The organism is Salibacter sp., assembly GCF_031581065.1.
GTDB lineage: Bacteria > Bacteroidota > Bacteroidia > Flavobacteriales_G > Salibacteraceae > Salibacter.
Window position 1 is genome coordinate 1 of sequence record NZ_JAVLBN010000099.1, and the last position, 817, is coordinate 817.

2 protein-coding genes and 1 tRNA gene are annotated in these 817 nt (G+C 52.4%); all 3 read left to right on the forward strand.

The features are described from left to right. The first annotated feature begins 64 nt into the window (after positions 1-64). Complete coding sequence (locus RI557_RS11635; protein ID WP_310683941.1) at positions 65-307, forward strand: hypothetical protein; 243 nt, start codon at positions 65-67, stop codon at positions 305-307. Positions 308-373: 66 nt separating this feature from the next. Next, a tRNA-Thr gene (locus RI557_RS11640) sits at positions 374-449 on the forward strand. Positions 450-544: 95 nt separating this feature from the next. Next, positions 545-817, forward strand: a 273-nt coding sequence (locus RI557_RS11645; protein WP_310683942.1) for an addiction module antidote protein, incomplete at its 3' end; no start/stop codon positions are given.

Genomic DNA, 817 nt, shown 5'->3' on the forward strand with positions numbered 1-817 from the left:
CCCGCCACGCATTATCCCGATTTGGTGCTGGAGGGGTTGGCGGTGAGCCGATAGGATGGTGGCGATGGCTAAAGATGCAGAAAAGTTGACCGTAAGGGTATCGCGGGAGAATTTAGCGTTCATCGTCGCTTATGCCAGAGAACACGGTGTAACCTTCGATGAGGTTATCACTCGCAGTCTGGTTCAATTTCGTTATTCGCAAGACCCTTGCGATGACTTAACGGCGGCGGAGATTAGTGGGGTGCTTAAAGGCGTCGTTTCGGATAGAAAAGCGTACTTTGAGCACATGGATAAAAAACATCGCTGATGCCGATGCCCTCATCAATTGCCCGATTGACCTAAGCGAGTTAACCTTCTTCATTCGTAACGCATAGCTGGCGTAGCTCAGTTGGTAGAGCAGCTGATTTGTAATCAGCAGGTCGGGGGTTCGAATCCGTCCGCCAGCTCCAATCCCCTCAAGTGACAAATTAACTTCGTCAGCGTAGTTTGAACACTACAGCCTGCGGCTCATGCATTACCGGTTGACTGGGGTATTGGAGGTTTTATGACCGAAGCAATTCAAACCTACGACCCGGCAGAGGCTCTCGATAGCGAAGAGTCTCTCTCTGCTTTTTTAGCCGATGCGTTCGCTACCTCAGATCCTCACTACATTGCTAAAGCGATGGGCGTCGTCGCGCGAGCTCGAGGGATGACCGAGCTTGCTCGTGAGACGGGGTTGTCGCGCGAGCAGCTCTACCGATCCTTTAGCGAGCAGGGTAATCCGACCCTTAAGACCATGCTTGCCGTCATGGATGCACTTGGAATGCAGCTGACCACC

Excerpts from the sequence above, each read along its gene's own strand:
- RI557_RS11635 (WP_310683941.1), top strand. The coding sequence starts at position 65 with ATGGCTAAAGATGCAGAAAAGTTGACCGTAAGGGTATCGCGGGAGAAT.